We start from the raw sequence: 20,403 nt of genomic DNA on the forward strand, positions 1-20,403 counted from the left end.
GGGCTCTTCCCGTTCATGCTCACCCTCGCGGCCGGCAGGCCGGAGACCCGGGAGAACACCGAGATCATCGCCACGTACGCCGACGAGATGTTCGCCGCGGGCGACGTCGCGGAGGCCGTCGACTGGTACTCGCGGATCGTCGAGGGCGGTGCGCCGGAGTCCGGCCCGCACGCGGCGCTGCAGATCGGCGTGGCGCTGGTGGACGACGACATCGAGGCGTCCCTGACGGCGATGCGCTACGCGGCCGAGCACGGCACGGGCCAGGTGGCGGAGACGGCGTCACGCAACCTCCGGGTGCTGGCCGAGCGCGGCGTCGCCTCCCGGACGGCGTCCGCCACCGTGGAGGAGGTCGTCGGGCTCGCGGCGCTCGGGCGGGGCAAGCTGTGGACGGCGGCGAACGATCTGCGGGAGGCCGTCGTGGCGTTCGAGTTCGCGGCCGGGTCGCCGGTCGCCGACGTCGCCGCCGAGGGCCTGGCGCTTCTGGGCTCGGCGCTGATGATGGGCGGCGACCGGGACGCGGCCGTGGAGGTGCTCGAACGGGCCGCGGCGTCCGGGCACCGCAGGTTCGGTGCGATGGCGGCGGTCGATCTGGCCATGATCCTCGCCGAACGCGGAGAGCGTGACCGTACTGCCGCCCTGCTCGGCCGGGCGCGGGACGGTGACCTGGCCGGAACGATGGCGGCGGTGAACCTCGGGATCGTGCTCGCGCGGTTCCTCGGCGACCTGGACGGCGGTGTCGCCGCGCTGCGCGCCGCGGCGCGGGACGACGCCCCGCTGATCGCCGCGGGTGGGCTGTTCAACCTGGCGACGCTTCTGGAGGAGAACGGGGACCGGGCCGGAGCCGAGCAGGCGTACCGGGACGCGGCGGAACTGCGCCAGCCGATGTTCAGCGGCAAGGCCGCGGTGAACCTCGCGCTGCTGCTGAGCAGGCGGATGGACACCGAAGGCGAGCGCGCCGCCTACCGGCTCGCCGCCGAGGTCGGCGACCCCGACGACCGGGAGCAGGCCCGCCGGATGCTCGCCCTCTTGGGCGGTTTGACCGAGGCGATGAGGTCACCCGGGCTTGGCCGGCACTAACGCCCGGTCAGTGCGCTGCAGGCCCGGACGGCCGGGAAAGTGATCTTCGGCGTCTAGGATGTCCCGATGCTGGCGGAGATCGACGACATTGACTGGGCGTCCCGGACCGGCGCCTACGGCCCGGCGGTGGAGGCGCCCGACATCCTGCGGGCGATGGCCTCCAAGGACGAGGAGACCGCGGCCGAGGGGCGTGACGGCTTCTACTCCTCGCTGTGGCACCAGGGAAGCGTCTACCCGGCGACCACGGCGGCGGTGCCGTTCCTCGTCGAGCTGGCCGTCGCCCCGGACGTGCACGAACGCGCCGAACTGCTCTTCGTCCTGGGCGCGTTGTGCGATCCCGCGCACAGTTACGGCGCGGAGCACGCGGCGGTGCGGGCGGCGGTCGCGGCGCGCAGCGACGCGCTTGTCCCGCTGCTGGCCGACCCGGACCCGCTGGTGCGTGAACACGCCGCTTACACGGTCGCCCACTGCGGCCCGCACACCCGTCCGGCGCTGCGCCGACGTTGGGACGTCGAGCGCGAACCGCAAGTGCGCACGTCGCTGGTGCTCGGGCTGGCCCTGCACGAGCCCGACGCCGAATTCCTGCACGCCGCGGTGTCGGAAGCGTTCCCGGTCCCGGTGGCGGCGGCGCTCGCGCTGGCGCGCGCCCGCCAGCCGTTCCCTCCGGAGATCCTCCCCTCGGTCGCGGCGGCCCTCGTCCGCGACGACGTGCCGCAGGGGCCCTGGTGGGGAGGGTCGAGAGCGGTACTTCCGGAAGTGCTCGACCACCTCGACGGTCCCACCGCCCGCGCGCTGACGGCGGCGGCGACCGCAGGGCGGCCGGACGCGACCGCCTCGCACGCCAAGGACCGCGCTCGCGTCGCCGACGCGCTGGTGACGCGGTTCCTGCACCGCAGATCGGCCCCTCTGGAGGCCATGCCGCTGCTCCGCGAGCTGCTGAACGACCCCGATCCCGAAGCTCGGGAGGCGGCGGTGCGCGCGGCGGCGCACGCCGGGCGCCCGGCCGCGGCCGTCGCCGACGAGCTGACCCGCATCGCCCTCGGCGACCCCGACTCCCGGACGACCGGGACGGCGCTGGCCACCCTCATGCGGCTCGACGATCCGCGCTGGCACCAACCCGTGCTGAGGGAGTGGGCCGCGGGCCGGGACGTGGCGGAGCTCCGGCTGCTGTACACCTACCCGCCGGCGTTCGACGCCGGCCTGCTCGCCGCGGCGCGGCGCCGCCTGGCCGCGCAGCTCGCCGAGGGCCTGTCCGGGAATCCGGTGATCGCCGTGGTGAACCTGCTGGGCGCCTGGGGACCCGCGGCCGCCGGCGCCGTCCCCGAACTGGTGGACGCGCTGGAGGCGGCGCCCTGGGCGGTGCCCGCGGTGCTGGGCGGGATGGGTCCCGCGGCGCGTCCGGCGCTGGACGCCCTGCGCCGGACCGCGGACGCCGGAAGCGTCCGGGCCGCTCATGCGGTCTGGCGGATCTCCCGTGATCCCGAACCGCTGGTCGCCGCGGCCACCCGGCCGTCCTTCTGGTCGAAACGGGGCCTGGACTGGGACCTGAACCTGGTCGCCGACGCCGGACCGGCCACCGCCCCGCTCGCCCCCCGGGCCCTGCCCCTGCTGACCGGCGCGGCGGCGGAGACTTACCCCGACCGCGGAGCGCAGATCAGCGCCGCCCGCCTGGTGTGGCTGGCCACCGCGGACCCTGACCCGGTACTGCCGACGGTCGCGGCGGTGCTCGACGCCGGGGACGTTCCGGCCCGCGCCGCCGCCGCGCTGGCGGCCGAGATGGGCCCGGCCGCAAGCCCCCTGGTCCCCGCCCTGCGCCGGACGCTCGACGACGAAGGGTGCCGCGTCGAGGCCGCGCGCGCCCTGGGGCGGCTCGGCGCCGACCCCGCCGACGTGATCGCCCCGCTGCTCGCCGCCGCCGCCGACCCGACGGGTGGCCGCGGCGCCGACGCCGTGGCCGCGCTGGTGGAGATGCGCGCCGTCGCCGCCGCGCCGGGCCTCGCGGAGCTGGCCGACCGCGACGAGCGCATCGTCACGGCGGGCGGCTACGACGACCTGGTCTGGCAGGACGACCGGCTGCGCCACCTCCTGCGCCGGGCGGTCACCGACCTCACGTCCACGACGTGACCCGCCCCACCCCGGTGACGATCGGGGTGGGCGAACGCCGACCTTGCCCAGCTTCGGACGGCGGGCTAGACCGATGCGGCGGCGTGGCGGGCGGCCTTACGGTAGGCGGCGAGGACTTCGGGGGTCGGTGGGGCCGTGTAGGTGCGGCTCTCGCCGATGTCCCACGCAGGCGGCTCGGACGCGCCGGACAGCACCCAGGCCGCCTGGCGGGCCGCGCCGTCCGCCACGTACTCGCCCGGCGTGGGGACCTCCACCGGGACGCCGAGCAGAGCCGGCGCGACGCGCCGGACGGCCTCGGACCGCGCCGCGCCGCCCACCAGCGTGATCCGCTCGACCGCGATGCCCTGGTCCCGGACCGTGCGCGTCGCCTCGGCCATCAGGCACAGCAGGCCCTCGACCGCCGCCCGCGCGAGGTTCTCGCGGGTGAGGGAGGCGAGCGTCATGCCGTGCAGGGAGCCGGTCGCGCCGGGCAGGTTCGGCGTCCGCTCGCCCTCCAGGTAGGGGACGTGCACGAGCCCGCCCGCTCCAGGCTCGGCGCGCATCGCGAGGGCGCTCAGCTCGTCCGGGCCGACGCCGAGCAGGCGGGCCGCGGCGTCCAGGACGCGCGCGGCGTTCAGCGTGCAGGCGAGCGGGAGGTGCCGTCCGGTCGCGTCGGCGAACCCGGCGACCAGTCCGGACGGGTCGGCCGTCGGCCGGTCGGCGACCGCCGCGACGACCCCGGACGTCCCGAGCGACAGGAACACCTGCCCGGTCCGCAGCCCGAGCCCGAGCGCCGCGCCGGCGTTGTCGCCGCAGCCCGGTCCGAGCACCAGTCCCGAGGGCGAGGTGCCCGCCCGCTCGGCGGGCGCGAGGACGCGCGGCAGCCGCAGGGACTCAGCCCGCGCCTCGTCGCGCAGCGCGAGGGCGAGCAGGTCCCGCCGGTACTCGCCGGTGGACGCCTGGAGGTAGCCGGTGCCGGAGGCGTCCGAACGGTCGGTCACCAGGGCGTCCAGGCCGGTGGCGCCCGCGAGCCGCCAGGTCAGCCAGTCGTGCGGCAGCGCGACGGCGGCGACCCGCGCCGCCGCGTCCGGCTCGTGGTCGGCGAGCCAGCGCAGCTTGGTGACGGTGAACGAGGCGACCGGGACCGAGCCGACCGCGTCCGCCCAGCGCCGCGCGCCCGCGTCCCGGTCGCCGTCGCCCAGCTCGGCGAGCAGGTCCTCGGCGGCGCGGGCCGAGCGGGTGTCGTTCCACAGCAGCGCCGGACGGACGACCCGTCCGGACGCGTCCAGGCAGACCATGCCGTGCTGCTGCCCGGCGACCGAGAGGGCGGCGACGTCGTGCAGGCCGCCCGCCCGCCCGATCGCGGTCTGGAGGGCCGTCCACCAGTGCTCGGGGTCGATCTCGGTGCCGGGCGGGTGCGGGGCCTCGCCGTGCCGGACGAGCCGCCCCGTTTCAGCGTCCCGCACCACGACCTTGCACGACTGCGTGGACGAGTCGACGCCCGCGACCAGCACGCTCATCCGAGGCCGATCAGGTGCTCGAGGGCGAGCTGCTGGAGCCGGACGAAGCCGGGGTGGCGGGTCGCGGCGCGGTCCAGGTCGAAGCCGTCGTCGCCCGCGAGCAGGTCGGCCGCGGTCTCGCCCTCGTCCAGCGTCGGCTTCGCCAGCTCGGTCACCCCGGCGCGGTCCATCGCCTCCTGGACGCGCGGGTCGGCGCGGAAGGCGCGGGCCTTTTCGGCGAGCATGAGGTAGGAGGCCATGCACGCCTCGGCCGACTCCCACACGCCGTCCATGTGCTCGGTGCGGGACGGCTTGTAGTCGAAGTGGCGCGCGCCGGTGTAGCGCGGGCCGTCGGGGTAGCCGGGGAAGCCGTTCTCCAGCAGGTCGACGGTGAAGAACGCGGACATGAGGTCGCCGTGGCCGAAGACCAGGTCCTGGTCGTACTTCGGGCCGCGCTGGCCGTTCAGGTCGATGTGGAACAGCTTGCCGCTCCACAGCGCCTGGCCGAGCGCGTGGGTGTAGTTGAGCCCGGCCATCTGCTCGTGCCCGGTCTCGGGGTTGAGGCCCACGATGTCGCCGTGCTCCAGCTCGGCGATCAGCGCGAGGGCGTGCCCGACCGTCGGCAGGAAGATGTCGCCGCGCGGCTCGTTCGGCTTGGGCTCCAGGGCGATGCGCAGGTCGTAGCCCTGGTCCTTGATGTAGCCCGCGACGGTGTCCAGGCCCTCCCGGTAGCGCTCCATCGCGGCGTGGACGTCCTTGGAGCCGTCGTACTCGCTGCCCTCGCGTCCGCCCCACATCACGAACGTGGACGCGCCCATCGCCGCGGCGAGGTCCACGTTGCGCAGCACCTTGCGCAGCGCGAACCGGCGGACGGAGCGGTCGTTGGCGGTGAGCGCGCCGTCCTTGAACACCGGGTGGGTGAAGGTGTTGGTGGTCACCATCTCGATCACCAGCCCGGCCTTGTCGGCGGCCCGCTTCAGCCGGGTGACGCGCTCGTCCTTCACGGCCTCGGGCGCGTCGAGGGGGAACACGTCGTCGTCGTGGAAGGTGATCCCCCAGGCGCCCAGTTCGGCCAGCCGCCCGGCGTACTCCCAGGGGTCGAGCGCGGGCCGGGTGGCCGTGCCGAACGGGTCGACGCCGAGCCAGCCGACCGTCCACAGGCCGAAGGAGAACCGGTCGCCGGGGGTGGGCCGTCGGATCATCGCGAGCACCTCCTGATTTTGTTTCATGGATGAACTTAATTCGGGAGCCGGTTAGAGTCAACGGATGATCCAGCCGCCCGCGCCCGCCGCCCGTCCCGCGCCGCACACGCCCGCGACCGGCGCGCGCCAGTCGTCGCTGCGCGAGGCGAACCTCGCACTGGTCGTCCGGACGGTGCTGGCCGCGCCGGCGCCGCCGACCCGCGCGGCCGTCGCGGCGGCGACCGGGATGACCCGCGCGACCGCCGCCCGGCTGGTGGACGAGCTGGTCGAGGGCGGCGTGCTGGACGAGCGCGACCCGCCCGAGGCCGCCGGCCGGGGCCGTCCGGCCCGCCCGCTCGCCGGCGGACGCCGCATCGCCGCGCTCGGCCTCCAGGTGAACGTGACCTTCCTCGCCGGGCGCGTGCTCGACCTCTCCGGCGGCGTGCTCGCCGAGTTCCGCGAGCCGGGCGACTTCCGGGCGAGCGACCCGGCCGCCGTGCTGGCGCGCCTCGGCGACCTCGCCCGGAGCCTCGTCGCGAGCCTGCCGGACGGCACCCGCCTGGTCGGGACGGGCGTCGCCCTGCCCGGAATCGTCTCCGCCGACACCGGGACGCTGCTGGTCGCACCGAACCTGGGCTGGTCGGACGTCCGCCCCGCCGACCACCTCGGCCCGCCCGGCGACCACCCCGGCGTGCCCGGCGGGCACCTCGGTGTGCCCGGCGCGCACGTCGGCAACGAGGCCGAGATGGCGGCCCGCTCCGCCGCCGAGAGCGCCCCCGGACGCCCCGGCCCGGTCCGCGACTTCCTCTACCTGTCCGGCGAGATCGGGCTCGGCGGAGCGACGGTGCTCGGCGGAGCGGTCGTCCCCGGACGGCACGGGTGGGCGGGCGAGATCGGGCACGTCTGCGTGGACCCGGACGGTCCGCCCTGCCCCTGCGGCTCCACCGGCTGCCTGGAACGGTACGCGGGCCGCGACGCCCTGCTCGGCACCGCCGGACTCCCCCTCGACGCGCCCCTGTCCGCCCTGGCCGACCGGGTGCGCGCAGGTGATCCCGCGGCGCGGCGTGCCGTGGACGCGGCCGTCCGGGCGCTGGGCGTGGCTTTGTCCGGCGCGATCAACCTGCTGGACGTCCCGGTCGTGCTGCTCGGCGGGCATCTGGCGGAGATCGCCGAGCTGATCGTCCCGCGGCTGCGTCCGGTGCTGGAACGCCGCGTGCTGTCCGCGCGCTGGGTGACCCCGCGCGTCGAGGCGCACGCCGGCGGTCCGGCCCCCGGAGCGACGGGTGCGGCTCTCCTCCGTCTCGCCGACGTCGTGCAGTACCCCTCCCGCTGGCTCTAGCCCTGGCCCCGAGCCACCGGGCCCGGCCGTCTCGACCGGATTACTTACCACGTGGTAGAAAATCCGGAATGGAGCGTGGCGCCGGTTCTGCGCTCTCCGGGCTTCGGAGGTTCTCGTGGTCGTTGCTGTCGTTCCGCTTCCGGAGTCGGTGCGTCCGGGCTCGGGCGAGGCGCTGCGCGTGACCGGGGCGTTGCGGGTGGCGGGCGGACCTGCCGAGACCGTGGCCGCCCTGGTGGGCCGGTTGCATGCGCCGGGGGCCGTCGCGGTCGATCGCGGCGCCCATCTGGCGCTGGAGCTGGGTGATCCGGAGGTGGAGCCGACCCCGGTCGAGGGGATCGACCCGCTGGGACGGAGCGAGGGCGGGCTTGAGGCCTATCGGCTCGTCGTCCGGGACGGTCGTGCCACGGTGACCGCTCGGTCCGAGGAGGGGCTGTTCCGCGGGGCGACGACGTTCGCGCAGCTCATCGACGCCGACGGCGTGGTCGCGCCGGTGGAGGTCACCGATTCGCCCGGCTTCGCCTGGCGGGGGCTGTCGATGGACGTGGCGCGCCGCTTCTTCACGGTGGACGAGTTGGAGCGGCTCATCGACCTGCTGGCGCTCTACAAGTTCAACGTCCTCCACCTGCATCTGTCGGACTCCCAGGCGTGGCGGCTGCCGATCACCGGCTGGCCGGGGCTGACCGCCGAAGAGTTCTACAGCCACGAGGACTTCGAACACCTCGTGGCCTACGCCGCCGCCCGGTTCGTCACCGTGGTGCCCGAGCTGGACATGCCCGGCCATGTCCTTGCCGCGGTACGGGCTTATCCGGAGTTGCAGGGCGCGGACGCCCCGGCGCATCGGTGGCTGGCCTATCTCGATCCGCGAGCGGCGGAGGCGCGGCGCTTCACCGCCGACGTCCTGGCCGAGTTGGCCCGGCTGTCCCCCGGGCCGTTCCTGCATCTGGGCGGGGACGAGGCGTTCGGCATGCCCGGCGAGCTGTACGCGCGTTTCGTCGACGAGGCGCTGCGAGTGCTGCGCGCCACCGGGAAGCGGGCGGTGGCCTGGCAGGAGGTCACGCGTTCGGGCGCGGTCGAACCTGACGACGTGGTGCAGGCCTGGACGGGCATCGGCGACGAGTTCGATCTGGAGAAGGCCCGCAAGGACACTCCGGAGGAACATCACCCGCTGCTGGAGACCGTCGCGGCGGCCTTCGCCGAGGCGGGCGGCGACGCCGCGCGGGCGGTCCGGGCGGGCGCGGCCGTCCTGGTCTCTCCGTCCAGCGTCCTGTATTTGGACCGGCCCTATGCCGAGGAGTCGCTGCGAGCCGAGCAGTCCGCGCGGCGCGGCGAGGTCGGTTTCGCCTCTTATTCGGCGCGCACCTGCCGGGAACAGTTCGACTGGACGCCGCACAGCCTGCCGGAGATCCCGCGGGACGCGCGGTTGGCGGGGATCGAGGCGGCGATCTGGTGCGAGACCGTCTCCGGCTTCGAGGACCTGGCCTTCCTGCTGCTCCCCCGCCTGCCCGGCGTGGCGGAGAAGGCGTGGACGCGGCAGGCGACCGGGTGGGAGGACCACCGCGGTCGCCTGGCGTCCCATGCCGTCTGGTGGGAGCGGCTCGGGTGGGGCGGCTACTACCGTTCGGCCGAGGTCTTCGGCTGAGGCGTCCGGGAGCGGCGGTCGGCCTCGAACGCCGTCCGCCGCTCCCGCTGCCGCCGGACGTCGGCGACGGGGGCCGCGAGCAGCAGGCTGCGCGTGTAGGGATGGGACGGTTCGGCGGTGACCGCGGCGGCGTCGCCGGTCTCCACGATGCGGCCGTCGCGCAGCACCGCGATCCGGTGGCAGGTGTACCGGACGACCGACAGGTCGTGGGTGATGAACAGGTAGGCGACGCCCGTCCGCTCCTGGATCTCCAGCAGGAGGTCCAGGACGGTCTTGCGCGTGGTGAGGTCGAGCGCGGAGACCGCCTCGTCGCAGACGACCAGCGCCGGTTCCAGGGCCAGGGCGCGGGCGATCGCGACGCGCTGGCGCTGCCCGCCGGAGAACTCGCGCGGCAGGCGGTGGGCCGCGTCGGCCGGCAGTCCGACGCCGTCCAGCAGCTCGCCGACCCGGCGGCGCGCGGCGCGCGCGTCGGTCCCGCCGGCCAGGAGCGGTTCGGTGAGGGTGTCGCCGATCGTCCGGGCGGGGTTGAGCGAACTGTAGGGGTCCTGGAACACGACCTGGAGGTCGGCGCCGAGCCTGCGGCGGCGGCGCCGGGAGGCGTTGTCGATGCGCTCCCCCGCGAACACGATCCGCCCGGACTCGACCGGGACGAGCCCCAGGACGGCGCGCCCGAGCGTCGTCTTGCCCGACCCGGACTCGCCGACCAGGCCGAGCGTCTCGCCCCGGCGCACGGTCAGCGAGATCTCCCGCAGGACCGGGACGGGCCTGGCCCGCAGTCCCCTGACCGGATAGGAGACCCGCAGGTCGTCGATGGTGAGCAGGTCGGTCATGCGGGCCTCGTCTCGGAGGTCGGGCGGGGCGTCCAGGGCGGGCGGGGCGGCGCGTCGTCCAGCACCGCGTCCAGCAGGGTGCGGGTGTAGGGGTCGCTCGGGTCGGTGAGCGTGCGCGCGGTGTCGCCGGTCTCGACGATCCGTCCGCTCCGCATGACCGCGACCCGGTCGCACAGGTCGGCGACGACGCCGAGGTCGTGCGTGACCAGCAGGACGCCGAGCCCGCGCTCGTCCCGCAGCCGCCGCAGCAGGCCGAGCACCTCGGCCTGGACGCGGACGTCCAGCGCGGTGGTCGGTTCGTCGGCGATGAGCAGCACGGGGTCGCAGGCCATCGCGCCCGCGATGAGGACCCGCTGCGCCATTCCGCCGGAGATCTCGTGCGGGTGGGAGCGGTAGACGCGCTCGGGATCGGCGATCTCGACCTGCCGCAGCAGGTCCAGCGCCTTGGCCCGGGCCTCGGCGCGCGACAGTCCCAGCACGTGCCGCATCGGCTCGGTCAGCTGGGCGCCGATGGTGACGGCCGGGTCGAGGTTGCTCATCGGCTCCTGCGGGACGTAGGCGACGCGCCCGCCGCGCAGCGCGCGGTGCTCCCGCTCGGGGAGCCCGACGGTCTCGACGGACGAGACGATGACGCTGCCCGCGGCGACGCGTCCGCCCTCGGGCAGCAGTCCGAGGATCGCGAACGCGGTCTGGGTCTTGCCCGAGCCGGATTCGCCGACCAGCCCGACGATCTCCCCGGGGCGCACGTCGAGGTCGACGTGGTGGACGACCGTCCGGACCCCGCCGCCGGCGAGGTCGTAGGCGACCGCCAGGCCGCGCACCGACAGGAGATCGGCCCGGTCCTCGCCGTCCGCGGCGTCCCTGGAATCTGCGGCACCTGCGGCGTCCGCGGCGGAGATGCCGGTGCGGGCCGCAGGGCGGGCGGCGGTGCGGCGCCTGCGCACCGGGGAGGCGCTGCGGTCCTCCAGGGCGTCGCGCAGGGCGGCGGCGAACAGGACGAGCGCGCCGTTGGTGAGGCCGAGGGCCAGGCCCGGCCAGACCAGCAGCATCGGCGCGGTCTGGATGTTGGTGAAGGCCTCGTTCAGCATCGCGCCCCAGGTCGGGGCGTCGCCGCTGCCGATGCCGAGGAACTCCAGGCCCGCCTGGAGGCCGATGGCGAGCCCGGCGACCAGCGCGGTCTGGATGATGATGGGCGCCCGCACGACGATGAGGACGTGCCGGGCGATGATGCGGGCGTCGCTCAGCCCGGACACCTTCGCGGCGTCCACGTACAGCTCGCCGCCGACGCCGACGACGATGCCCCGCACCAGCCGGAAGAACACCGGCGCGACGAGCACCCCGAGGACGATCATGAGCGTCCACACGGTGGAGCCGAGGATGGCGCGCGAGGCGAGCAGCACGACCATCGCGGGCAGCGCCATGACCAGGTCGGCGACGCGTCCGGCGACGGCGTCCGGGAGGCCCCGCCGGTATCCGGCGACGAGCCCGGCGGGGACGCCCAGCAGCAGCGCGACGGCCAGCGAGAGCGCGGCGCCGGCGAGGGTGGCGCGTCCGCCGTACAGCAGCCGGGACAGGATGTCCCGCCCGGCGGAGTCGAACCCGAGCGGGTGCCCCGCGGACGGTCCGCCGAACGCCTCCCGCAGGCTGGCGGCGCCCGGGCTCTGGGGGGCGAGCAGCGGCGCGAGCAGCACCGCCGCCACGATGACCAGCAGCACGACCGCCGCGCCGAGTCCGAGCGGGTCGCGGGCGAGCCTGCGCAGCACGCCCCGGCGCGGGCCGTCCGCGTCCACGGGGACGGCGACGGGCGAGGCGACCGGCGCGGCGCTCGGTGCGGCGCTCGGTGCGGCGCCGGGCGGGGTGGGTGCACCGGGGGTGCTCATGCCGTCCTCGCCTTCGGGTCGAGCCAGCCGATGAGCAGGTCGACCAGCAGGTTGACGATGACGACGCCGGTCACGCTGAACAGCACCAGCGCCATGATGACCGGGATGTCGCCGCGGGTGGTGTAGGTGACGGTCATGCTGCCGATGCCCGGCAGCCCGAAGATCTGCTCGACGATGACCGCTCCGCCGAGCAGCCCGACGAACTGGGTGCCGAGCACCGACACGGCGGGCGCCGCCGCGTTGCGCAGCACGTGCCGGGCCACGACGTGCCCGGGCAGGCCGCGGGCGCGCAGGGTGCGGACGTAGTCGCGGCGCAGCTGGTCGATGACCGAGCCGCGCACCTGCTGGGCGACCCCGGCGATCGCGCCGACCGACAGCGACAGCACCGGCAGGGTGATGGTCGACAGCCACCCGGACGGCGACTCGGTGAACGGCGTGTAGCCGATCGCGGGGAACCAGCCGAGCCGCACCGCGAACACCAGGACGATCACCAGGGTGACCAGGAACCCGGGCAGGGCGTACCCGAGCACGGCGAGGATCTGGACGGCCTTGTCGACCGGTCCGCGCCGCAGCCCGGCCCAGGCGCCGAGCAGGAAGGACACCACCGCGGTGACGGCGGTGACCCCGAGCAGCAGGCTGACGGTGACGGGCAGCCGGTTGGCGACGGCCCGGCCGACGTCCTCGCCGGTGAACCACGAGGTGCCGAGGTCGCCGCGGAGCAGGTGGCCGAGCCAGTCCAGGTACTGGACCAGGACGGGCCGGTCGAGGCCGAGGGCGGCGTTCTTGGCGTCGACGAGCCGCTGGTCGGCACTCTGGCCGAGCAGCTGGCGTCCGACGTCGGTGCCGGCCGCCGACAGCAGCAGGTAGGTGAGCAGGGAGATGACCAGCAGGAGCAGCACTCCCGCGGCGGCCCTGCGCAGAAGGAGGCGCAGCATCGTTTCCGGCTTTCGGTAGGCCGCGGGGCCGAGGCGGCCGGACGGGCGGGCGGTTCGCCCCGGCGGGCGGTTCGCCCCGGCAGGCGGCCCATCCGGCGGGCGGCTCGTCCCGGCGGGCGGTTCGCCCCGGCCCCGCGGGTCTCACTTCGCGGGCGCGTATCCGTAGATGGAGGGGACGGCCATGCCGGTCTGCGGCGTGATCTTCACGGTGCCGTCCGAGACGTGCAGGTAGGTCATCCGGTAGAAGGGGACGAACCAGGCGTCCTTGACCAGGTGGTCGTTGAGCGCGCGGAGGTCGGCCTTGGCGTCGGCCGCCGACCTGGGCTCGATCTTCGCCAGCAGGCCCTTGACGGTGTCGTCGGTGGTCCCGAACAGGTTGAAGGTGCCGGGCAGCACGAGATCCTTGATCGTCAGCCAGTCCTCGGCGGGCTGGCCGATGTTCATCACCATGCCGGAGTAGGCCCGGTCGGTGAAGATCTTCCGCACCGCCGAGGCGTCCACCTGGTCCCACTGGAGGGTGATGCCGACGGCCTTGAGGTCGGTCTGCAGCGAGGTGGCGAGGGCGTCGGAGACGATCGCGGGGATGCGCGGCAGCTTCAGGGTGAACCCGCCGCCGTAGCCCGCCTGGGCCAGCAGCGTCCGGGCCTTGGCCTGGTCGAAGGGGTAGGCCCGGTCGAGGCTCGGGTCATAGGCGGCCGAGGCGGTGCCGAAGACCTGGTCGGTGATCTCGCCGCGGTCGTGGCGGATCTGCTTGAGCATGGTCGGCCGGTCGATGGCGTAGTTGATCGCCTGCCGGACCCGGACGTCCTTCAGCGCGGGCGTGATGACGCCGCCCCGGTCGAACAGCAGGATGCCCTGGAAGTCGAAGCGCTGCGGCGTGGTCTTCAGCCGGCGGTCGGCCTCGGCGCTGATCTGCTGGCCGGCGTCCTGGAGGAGGGCGGCGTTGATCTGCCCGGTCTTGAGGCCGTTGACGATGGCGGTCTCGTTGTCGAAGTAGCTGATGGTGATGGTGTCGTAGGGCAGGTGCTCGCCCCAGTAGTGCTTGGCGCGGGTGAAGACCCAGCGGGTGCCGATCGCGCTGCGCGCCTGGTCGAGCTCGTAGGGACCGGTGCCGTCCGGCCGGGTCTTCAGCGCGTCGCCCTTGGCGAAGGCGGCCGGGTCGGCCATCAGTCCCGCCGAGTCGCTCAGGTAGAAGATCATCGCCGGGTCCGGCCGGGTCAGGGTGAGCTTCACGTGCGTGGGGTCGACGACGGTGACGGACTTCAGCGCGGCGAGGGTCTTGGCGTCGGCGCCGCCGCCCTTCTGGAAGCGCTCCAGGTTGGCCTTGACCGCTTTCGCGTCGAACGGCGTCCCGCCGTCGAACGTGACGCCCTGGCGCAGGGTCAGCGTCAGCTGCGTCCGGGTGGCGTCGTAGGTCCACGCGGTGGCGAGCATCGGCGCGTAGGAGCCGTCGGCGTTGCGCTTGATGAGCGTGTCGTAGACGGCCTGGAAGTACGGCAGGGCGCTGCCGACCGCGGCCACCGGGTCGAGGCTCTGCGGGAGCGTCATCGTCGCGATGTCGAGCGACGCGTCCTTGGCCGTCCCGGAGCCCTTGCCGCCGGTGCAGCCGGTGAGCAGGGTCGCCGCCGCGATCAGGGCCGCGGCGGCGCGGAGGGGGTGCTTCATGATCGCCACTTCCGATGGGGGTGAGGACCGTCCCGGACGGGAGGTGACGGTGAGCATAACCACAAAATTTACCAGGTGGTAGGTTTTGTGGCCGGAAAACTGACCACGTGGTAGGTTCGCTGCGCTGCGGGGCCGCCCCGCGTGCTCATACGGTTCTCCCAGCACCGTCCGAGCGGTGGAGCCGCAAGCACCCGAGGCACAGGAGACAGACGTGACGTCGCCCAAGCAGGACCGGATCCCCAAAGGCGAGCGCACCCGCTCGCGCATCCTGGAGGCGGCGACCGAGCTGTTCTCCCAGTCGGGCTTCCGGGTGGTGTCGCTGCGCGACATCGCCGCGCACGCGGGTCTCACCCACGCGGGCCTGCTGCACCACTTCAGCGGCAAGGAGGACCTGCTGCTGCAGATCCTCAGCCACCGCGACGCCGTGGACGCCAGGCTGCTGTTCGCCGAGGACCCCGACGGCGGAGCCGCGTCCCTCCTCCAGGTCATCGTCGGGTTCGTCGAGCGCAACACCGGGACGCCGGCGATGGTCGCGCTGTACGTGAAGGTCTCGGCCGAGGCCACCGACCCCGAGCATCCCGCGCACGCCTACTTCACCAAGCGGTACCGGGTGATCCGCAAACGCATCACCGAGATCCTCGCCGCGCTGGCCGCCGAGGCGGGCCTGCCGCTGGCCGCCGACTCCGCCGCGCGCCAGCTCATCGCCCTGATGGACGGCCTGCAGACCCAGTGGCTGCTCGATCCCGACTCGGTCGACATGCGGGCCGAGGTGATCTCCTTCCTCGACCGCCTCGGCCTCGACACCACCGCGGCCCGCACCGCCGCTCCGCCCCTCTCTTCGCCCACGTCTTCGCCCACGTCTTCGCCCTCGTCTTCACCCTCGTCTTCGCCCTCGACCGATCCTGAGGTGACCTGATGGACCAGTCCCCCGCCGCCGACGCGTCCGCAGCCGAGGCGATCTCCCCCGGCGCGTCCGCCGCCGGGCTCTCACTGCCCGAGCGCGCGTCCCTGACGTCCGGGAGCGGGACCTGGACGACCACGGCCGTGCCCAGCGCGGTCCGCGAGATCACCGTCTCCGACGGGCCGCACGGCATCCGCCGCCAGGACGCCGCGAGCGGGGACGCCCTCGGGCTGCTGCACAGCCTCCCGGCGACCTGCTTCCCGCCCGCGGTCACGCTCGGGTCGTCCTGGGACCCGGACCTGGCCCGCCGGATCGGCGCGGCGCTGGCCGCCGAGGCGGCGTCCCTCGGCGTGGACGTCGTGCTCGGGCCGGGGGTGAACATCAAGCGCTCCCCGCTGTGCGGCCGCAACTTCGAGTACTTCTCCGAGGACCCGCACCTGACGGGCGTCATGGGCGCCGCGCTGGTGGAGGGCGTCCAGTCGGGGGGCGTCGGCGCCTGCGTGAAGCACTTCGCGGTCAACAACCAGGAGACCGACCGCATGCGCGTGAACGCCGAGGTCGACGAGCGGACGCTGCGCGAGATCTACCTCGCCGCGTTCGAGCACATCGTGCGGACGGCGCGGCCGTGGACGGTGATGACGTCCTACAACCGGATCAACGGGGTGTACGCGAGCGAGAACCGGTGGCTGCTCACCGACCTGCTGCGCGGCGAGTGGGGCTTCGACGGGCTGGTGATGTCGGACTGGGGCGCGGTCAACGACCGGGTCGCCGCCGTGGCCGCCGGCCTGGACCTGGAGATGCCGCCGACCGGCACCGACGACCAGATCGTCGCGGCCGTCGCCGACGGGCGGCTCGCCGAGGACGCCGTCACCGCCGCCGCCCAGCGCGTCCTCGACCTGGCCCGCCGGACCGAGCGCACCGCGCCGCCTCCCCCGTGGAGCCCCGACGAGCACCACGCCCTCGCCCGGGAGGCCGCGGCCGCCTCGGCCGTGCTGCTGAAGAACGACGGCGTCCTGCCTCTGGCGCCCGGCGTCCGGGTGGCCGTCCTCGGGGAGCTGGCGCGGACCCCGCGGTACCAGGGGCACGGCAGCTCGCACGTCGTGCCGACGCGGTTGGACGACGCGTGGAGCGTCCTCGCCGAGCGGCTTGGCGGACGAGCCGCCTTCGCCGCCGGGTACCGCCTCGACGGCACCGACGATCCCGGACTCCTGCGGGAGGCCGTGGACGCCGCGGCCGGCGCCGACGTCGCGCTGCTCTTCCTGGGGCTGCCCGCCGAGGAGGAGTCGGAGGGGTTCGACCGCACCCACCTCGACCTGCCCGCCGTCCAGCTCGGGCTGCTCGACGCCGTCGCCGCGACCGGGACGCCCGTGGTCGTCGTGCTGGCCAACGGCGGCGTCGTGTCCGTCGCGCCGTGGCGGGACGGGGTCGCGGCGATCCTGGAGACCTGGCTGCCCGGGCAGGCCGGCGGCTCGGCGACCGCGGACCTGCTGCTCGGCGTGACGAGCCCGTCCGGGCGGCTCACCGAGACGATCCCGCTCCGGCTCGCCGACACCCCGTCCTACCTGCACTTCCCCGGCTCGGACGGCCGCGTGGTGTACGGCGAGGGCCGCTACGTCGGCTACCGGTACCACCAGACGCTCGACGTGCCCGTCGCCTACCCGTTCGGGCACGGCCTCACCTACAGCCGCTTCGGCCACAGCGCCCTCGACGCCGTCCGCGCGGGCGACGGCTGGGAGGTCGGCGTCACCGTCACCAACGAGGGCGACCGGTTCGCGCACGAGGTCGTCCAGCTTTACGTCGGGCCGGACGGCCCGCACGCCGACCGGCCGCGCCGCGAGCTGCGCGGCTTCCGCAAGGTGGGGCTGGAGCCGGGGGCGTCCGCGCGGGTGACCTTCGAGCTCCGGCCGCGGGACTTCGCGGAATGGTCGGTGTCCCGCGGCCGGTGGAGCGTTCCCGCCGGGACGTTCCGCGTCGAGATCGGCGCCTCGGCCGCCGACGTCCGGCTCGCCACGACCGTGACCTGCGACGGCGACGGGCACGTGGACGAGCTCGGCCCGATGTCCACGCTGCGCGAATGGCTCGACCATCCCGTCGGCTCGAAGCTGCTGCGCGACGCCCTCAGCACCTCCCCCACTCCCCGGCTCGGGCAGGGCGACTCGGCGCTGGTGCGGCTCGCGCTCGGCATCCCGCTGAAGAAGTTCCAGACCTTCGGCATCGGTCTCAGCACCGACGTCGTGGACCGGCTCGTCGCCGCCGTCCGCGACCACTCCGCGCGCGAAGAGCAGCCAGCATGCGGAAAGCAGTCGGCGCGCGAAGAGCAGGACGCCCGGTGAACGACCGGGACTCGCCGTCGCCGTCCCGACCCGGACCTGCTGGAAAAGTGGAAGAGGAGAAGCGCATGTTCCCCGAAGGATTCCTCTGGGGCGCGGCCGGATCGCCCCACCAGACCGAGGGCAACAACCTCGCCAGCGACCTCTGGGAGCTGGAGAACCGGCCCGGCGGTTTCCTGCCCGAGCGCAGCGGCGACGCCTGCGACTCCTACCACCGCTGGCCCGAGGACCTCGACATCGTGCGCGGGCTCGGCCTCGACGCCTACCGGTTCGGCATCGAATGGGCGCGGATCGAACCCGTCCGGGGCCGGATCTCCCGCGCGGCGCTGGCCCACTACCGGCGGATCATCGAAGGCTGCCTGGAGCGCGGGCTCACCCCCGTCGTCACCCTGCACCACTTCACCAGCCCGCTGTGGTTCCAGGCCGCCGGAGGCTGGACGGCCCCCGACGCGATCGCGTCCTTCCGGAGCTACGTGCGGGCCGTCCTGCCGATCCTGGACGGCGTCACCTGGGTCTGCACCGTCAACGAGCCGAACATGCTCGCCATGATGGCCAGCATGATCCGGAAGGAGAAGCGCAGCGAGAACGTCGCCGGCGCGATGCCCCCGCCGGACCAGGCCGTCGCCGAGGCGCTCATGGCCGCCCACCGCGCCGCCCGCGAGGAGCTGTCCGCGCTCCCCGGCGTCCGGTCGGGCTGGACGGTCGCCAACCAGAACTTCGAACCGGTCGACGGGGCCGACGCCGAATGCGACCGCTGGGCCTGGACGCGCGAGGACCAGTTCCTCGACGCCGCCGACGGCGACGACTTCATCGGCGTCCAGGCGTACACGCGCGTGCGGATCGGCCGCGACGGCGCCCTGCCCGTCCCCGAGGGGGCCCGGACGACGCTCACCGGCTGGGAGTACTATCCGGCCGCGCTCGGCAACGCCGTCCGCCACACCGCCGCCCGGCTCCCCGGCACCCCGATCCTGGTCACCGAGAACGGCATCGCCACCAGCGACGACACCGAGCGCATCGCCTACACCAGGGACGCGCTCACAGGCCTCGCCGACGCGATCGCCTCCGGCATCGACGTCCGCGGCTACCTGCACTGGTCGCTGCTCGACAACTACGAGTGGGGCAGCTACCACGCGACCTTCGGCCTGGTCGCCGTCGACCGCACCACCTTCGCCCGCACTCCCAAACCCAGCGCGAGCTGGCTGGGCGCCTTCGCGACGTCCCAGAAGCAGCGAGCCGTTTCCTGAGAGCCGGCCGGCAAGCGTCCGGCCCGGCGACGCCGGGCCGGACGATGCCTAGAGGTCGCACGCACCCTCCTCATCCCCGGTTCTCGACTTCACGCCATCGACGACCTGCGGCACCCCTGGTCCCTTCGCGCTGGACGGTCCGGCGAAGCCGTGTCGGCAACTCGTACCGAGCGCAGCGATGACTTTCGCGGGGAGTCCGCCTCTGTATAGGTATGAGCTCATCCGGTACACGGGCAGCCCTGAGAGTCGTTGAGCCGGAAGGAGACCTCCGCCGCGGGTGGTGCGGCCGAGACCGCCGTGGTGGATGCCCGCCGCGCACGGTGGCATGGACCGGTGGAATCGGATCCACACGATGTACGCGCGCGACCACGACGGCGCACTCCACCCACATGCGCTGCACGTGCTGACATTCACCACCGAGGGCGTCTGCCGGATCGTCGCGTTCCACGGCTCAGATCTGTTCCCGCTGTTCGGGCTCTGACATGGCCGACGGCATGTCCGAATCAGAAAACACCACCCGGGACGACGAGGAGCTTCACGCACAGCTGAGGAGCACGATTTCGCTCAGCCCAGTTCCTCTCCGGCGAGGTGGACCAGGACGTTGATCAGGCGCGCATCGAGGGGCAGATCCTCGGCGAGGTGATCCGGGGTCCGGACGTCCCAGGTAGTGCTCTGGAGGGTGATGTCCTGAGCGCGGGGCTCGTCCTGGGTGATGAGCGCCAGGGCGAGGTCCAGAGTGGGGCTCGGCCCGTCCAAGGTGGCTCGGAAATCGGTGAACTGCCTGAGGTAGGGCGTGGCTGCCGACGGATTGAGCGCGGCCAGAACGATTAGCCAGGCTTTGTGGGCTTGCGGCGATGGCCGCCACAACGCCAGCAGGTCGGGGACGGCATCGGCGACGGCCCGGGTCGTCAGAGCCTCCGGGCTGTCGCCATCGGGCTCGCAGAGTGCCCAGGCGTTCTGAGCGGCGATATGGAGCAGGTGCCAAAGGAGTTCGAGACGGCGTTCGGAAAGAATCCTCGGCGCGATTGCGATCTGCACCAGGAACGGAATGGTGCGCGCCGTCGCCGAATACACGGTGCCCTGGTGCACGATGGCACTGAAGTACTCGTGCAGGGCGTCTGACCAGCCCTCGTCGTTGGCCGCCAGCGCTCGAAGGAGGTCGGGCGTGTCGTCCGCAGAGCCGTATGCGTGGTCGAGGGAGGACCAGTCGACGTCGTCCAGTCCGGTGAGCGCGATCGGTCCTCCCTCGCCTGACAGCGATGAAGGTCCGTGGTCCAGCCGCCGCGGGACCACGGCGCTCGGGGCGCGGGGCGGGGTGTGAGCGAAGGACGCCAGACGAAGTTCCCGCACGTCCTCCACCGTCCGGTCGACGAGCAGCCCGTCGAGGGAGCCGAGTTGCGGCGGACTCGGATGGCGGACGCCATAGGCGTCCTTCAGTCGCGCGACGAACCGGCGCTCCTCGGCCGTCCACCACTCGATGTCGTCGTCGGGATAGGGCCCGTCGTCCCACGCCAGGACACGCCAGCCCGGTTCGTCACCCCACCGACCGCGGTACGTGCAAGGGGTGAGCGAGACCTGGGTGTAGCCCCGCTCGATGAAGACCTCCGCGATTCGCCGAGCCGTCATCTCGTCCGCCACCGCGACATCAGCGGCTTCGCTCCACCGCTCGAGAACCTCCGCGAATCCGGTCACGCTGCGGCATTCTAGGCAAGTCCGGCCCAGGCACAGCCCAGACGGCATTCCATACTTGGCGCCCGAACTGATCCCGGGGGTCGAGGCC

Annotated in this window: 15 protein-coding genes; 8 read left to right on the forward strand and 7 right to left on the reverse strand. The window is 73.9% G+C overall.

The window, feature by feature from the left end; genetic code table 11:
• Window positions 1-15: 15 nt before the first annotated feature.
• Together ACFPCY_RS10250 and ACFPCY_RS10255 are read left to right on the forward strand one after the other, a co-directional pair.
• Window positions 16-1,077 carry a tetratricopeptide repeat protein gene (locus tag ACFPCY_RS10250; protein WP_378253675.1) on the forward strand — a complete coding sequence of 354 codons (1,062 nt, stop codon included), beginning with the start codon at window positions 16-18 and terminating at the stop codon, window positions 1,075-1,077.
• 66 nt (window positions 1,078-1,143) lie between these two features.
• Window positions 1,144-3,201, forward strand: coding sequence for a HEAT repeat domain-containing protein (locus ACFPCY_RS10255; protein ID WP_378253677.1), 2,058 nt, complete (start codon window positions 1,144-1,146; stop codon window positions 3,199-3,201).
• 65 nt (window positions 3,202-3,266) lie between these two features.
• Here ACFPCY_RS10255 and xylB read toward each other — a convergent pair whose 3' ends face one another.
• Window positions 3,267-4,700 carry a xylulokinase gene (xylB, locus tag ACFPCY_RS10260; RefSeq protein ID WP_378253679.1) on the reverse strand — a complete coding sequence of 478 codons (1,434 nt, stop codon included), beginning with the start codon at window positions 4,698-4,700 and terminating at the stop codon, window positions 3,267-3,269.
• On the reverse strand, window positions 4,697-5,881 hold the full coding sequence (gene xylA, locus ACFPCY_RS10265; RefSeq protein WP_378253681.1) for a xylose isomerase: 1,185 nt from the start codon (window positions 5,879-5,881) through the stop codon (window positions 4,697-4,699). The genes xylB and xylA overlap by 4 nt, the downstream gene beginning before the upstream one ends.
• A 64-nt stretch (window positions 5,882-5,945) precedes the next feature.
• On the opposite strand from xylA, the gene ACFPCY_RS10270 reads away from it, so the two are divergent.
• Together ACFPCY_RS10270 and ACFPCY_RS10275 are read left to right on the forward strand one after the other, a co-directional pair.
• On the forward strand, window positions 5,946-7,199 hold the full coding sequence (locus ACFPCY_RS10270; RefSeq protein WP_378253683.1) for an ROK family protein: 1,254 nt from the start codon (window positions 5,946-5,948) through the stop codon (window positions 7,197-7,199).
• A 115-nt stretch (window positions 7,200-7,314) separates the two neighbouring features.
• Window positions 7,315-8,838, forward strand: coding sequence for a family 20 glycosylhydrolase (locus ACFPCY_RS10275; RefSeq protein WP_378253685.1), 1,524 nt, complete (start codon window positions 7,315-7,317; stop codon window positions 8,836-8,838).
• On the opposite strand, the gene ACFPCY_RS10280 is transcribed toward ACFPCY_RS10275, so the two are convergent.
• From ACFPCY_RS10280 to ACFPCY_RS10295, 4 genes are all read right to left on the reverse strand, one after another.
• Entirely contained in the window at window positions 8,811-9,668 is an 858-nt protein-coding gene (locus ACFPCY_RS10280; RefSeq protein ID WP_378253686.1) for an ATP-binding cassette domain-containing protein, read from the reverse strand. The two genes, ACFPCY_RS10275 and ACFPCY_RS10280, sit on opposite strands and share 28 nt — an antisense overlap.
• The gene (locus ACFPCY_RS10285; protein WP_378253687.1) at window positions 9,665-11,548 is read right to left on the reverse strand and encodes a dipeptide/oligopeptide/nickel ABC transporter permease/ATP-binding protein; all 1,884 of its coding nucleotides are present in this window, start codon (window positions 11,546-11,548) and stop codon (window positions 9,665-9,667) included. The genes ACFPCY_RS10280 and ACFPCY_RS10285 overlap by 4 nt, the downstream gene beginning before the upstream one ends.
• On the reverse strand, window positions 11,545-12,483 hold the full coding sequence (locus tag ACFPCY_RS10290; protein ID WP_378253689.1) for an ABC transporter permease: 939 nt from the start codon (window positions 12,481-12,483) through the stop codon (window positions 11,545-11,547). The genes ACFPCY_RS10285 and ACFPCY_RS10290 overlap by 4 nt, the downstream gene beginning before the upstream one ends.
• A gap of 141 nt (window positions 12,484-12,624) precedes the next feature.
• Complete coding sequence (locus tag ACFPCY_RS10295; RefSeq protein WP_378253691.1) at window positions 12,625-14,148, reverse strand: ABC transporter substrate-binding protein; 1,524 nt, start codon at window positions 14,146-14,148, stop codon at window positions 12,625-12,627.
• 211 nt (window positions 14,149-14,359) lie between these two features.
• Here ACFPCY_RS10295 and ACFPCY_RS10300 point away from each other — a divergent pair, with 211 nt between their 5' ends.
• The 4 genes from ACFPCY_RS10300 to ACFPCY_RS10315 all read left to right on the forward strand — a co-directional run bounded on the left by ACFPCY_RS10300 (window position 14,360) and on the right by ACFPCY_RS10315 (window position 19,104).
• The gene (locus tag ACFPCY_RS10300; RefSeq protein ID WP_378253692.1) at window positions 14,360-15,064 is read left to right on the forward strand and encodes a TetR/AcrR family transcriptional regulator; all 705 of its coding nucleotides are present in this window, start codon (window positions 14,360-14,362) and stop codon (window positions 15,062-15,064) included.
• Complete coding sequence (locus tag ACFPCY_RS10305; RefSeq protein WP_378253694.1) at window positions 15,064-17,382, forward strand: glycoside hydrolase family 3 C-terminal domain-containing protein; 2,319 nt, start codon at window positions 15,064-15,066, stop codon at window positions 17,380-17,382. The genes ACFPCY_RS10300 and ACFPCY_RS10305 overlap by 1 nt, the downstream gene beginning before the upstream one ends.
• 65 nt (window positions 17,383-17,447) lie before the next feature.
• A complete protein-coding gene (locus ACFPCY_RS10310) occupies window positions 17,448-18,623 on the forward strand; it encodes a glycoside hydrolase family 1 protein (protein WP_378253696.1) in 1,176 nt (391 codons plus the stop codon).
• A 325-nt stretch (window positions 18,624-18,948) separates the two neighbouring features.
• A complete protein-coding gene (locus ACFPCY_RS10315; RefSeq protein ID WP_378253698.1) occupies window positions 18,949-19,104 on the forward strand; it encodes a hypothetical protein in 156 nt (51 codons plus the stop codon).
• A gap of 83 nt (window positions 19,105-19,187) precedes the next feature.
• Here ACFPCY_RS10315 and ACFPCY_RS10320 read toward each other — a convergent pair whose 3' ends face one another.
• Complete coding sequence (locus tag ACFPCY_RS10320; RefSeq protein ID WP_378253700.1) at window positions 19,188-20,315, reverse strand: hypothetical protein; 1,128 nt, start codon at window positions 20,313-20,315, stop codon at window positions 19,188-19,190.
• Window positions 20,316-20,403 lie beyond the last annotated feature (88 nt).

Origin of the sequence: Actinomadura gamaensis (genome assembly GCF_042652125.1) — a bacterium.
GTDB classification, from domain to species: Bacteria; Actinomycetota; Actinomycetes; order Streptosporangiales; family Streptosporangiaceae; genus Spirillospora; species Spirillospora gamaensis.

Coding starts and splice junctions, on each gene's coding strand:
- ACFPCY_RS10255 (WP_378253677.1), top strand. CDS start 1,144: ATGCTGGCGGAGATCGACGACATTGACTGGGCGTCCCGGACCGGCGCC.
- ACFPCY_RS10295 (WP_378253691.1), bottom strand. CDS start 14,148: ATGAAGCACCCCCTCCGCGCCGCCGCGGCCCTGATCGCGGCGGCGACC.
- ACFPCY_RS10305 (WP_378253694.1), top strand. CDS start 15,064: ATGGACCAGTCCCCCGCCGCCGACGCGTCCGCAGCCGAGGCGATCTCC.
- ACFPCY_RS10310 (WP_378253696.1), top strand. CDS start 17,448: ATGTTCCCCGAAGGATTCCTCTGGGGCGCGGCCGGATCGCCCCACCAG.
- ACFPCY_RS10270 (WP_378253683.1), top strand. CDS start 5,946: ATGATCCAGCCGCCCGCGCCCGCCGCCCGTCCCGCGCCGCACACGCCC.
- ACFPCY_RS10315 (WP_378253698.1), top strand. CDS start 18,949: ATGGACCGGTGGAATCGGATCCACACGATGTACGCGCGCGACCACGAC.
- ACFPCY_RS10290 (WP_378253689.1), bottom strand. CDS start 12,483: ATGCTGCGCCTCCTTCTGCGCAGGGCCGCCGCGGGAGTGCTGCTCCTG.
- ACFPCY_RS10280 (WP_378253686.1), bottom strand. CDS start 9,668: ATGACCGACCTGCTCACCATCGACGACCTGCGGGTCTCCTATCCGGTC.
- ACFPCY_RS10285 (WP_378253687.1), bottom strand. CDS start 11,548: ATGAGCACCCCCGGTGCACCCACCCCGCCCGGCGCCGCACCGAGCGCC.
- xylB (WP_378253679.1), bottom strand. CDS start 4,700: ATGAGCGTGCTGGTCGCGGGCGTCGACTCGTCCACGCAGTCGTGCAAG.
- ACFPCY_RS10250 (WP_378253675.1), top strand. CDS start 16: ATGCTCACCCTCGCGGCCGGCAGGCCGGAGACCCGGGAGAACACCGAG.
- xylA (WP_378253681.1), bottom strand. CDS start 5,881: ATGATCCGACGGCCCACCCCCGGCGACCGGTTCTCCTTCGGCCTGTGG.